The organism is Paraburkholderia sp. SIMBA_053, assembly GCF_046534895.1.
GTDB lineage: Bacteria > Pseudomonadota > Gammaproteobacteria > Burkholderiales > Burkholderiaceae > Paraburkholderia > Paraburkholderia caledonica.
Map to the genome: position 1 here is coordinate 1 of NZ_JAWRXU010000572.1, position 277 is coordinate 277.

1 protein-coding gene is annotated in these 277 nt (G+C 68.2%); it reads right to left on the bottom strand.

Annotated features, from left to right (window positions below):
• Positions 1-27: 27 nt before the first annotated feature.
• On the bottom strand, positions 28-277 hold a 250-nt coding region (locus tag SB753_RS36900), incomplete at its 5' end, for an alpha/beta hydrolase (RefSeq protein WP_410805083.1).

A 277-nucleotide genomic window follows, 5' to 3' on the forward strand; every position in this document is an offset into this window, starting at 1 on the left:
CGGCGAGCCGACGGTGAAAGCCGCGTATCAGACTATCAACGTCACGCTCGGCGCCTGAGCAGGATTGGCGGCGCGGCGTGTCGCGCGCGTCACGAAGGCGGCTGCGCGATCGAGCGCGCGGTTCGCCTCGGGCACGAATGGCGCGAAGAGCGGCCACACGTGCGGCATCTTTTTCCACACCTCGAGTTCGCAATCGACACCCGCCGCGCGCGCATTCGCCGCGACGCGCCGCGAGTCGTCGAGCAGGACTTCGGTGCTGCCCGCCATCATGAAAAGC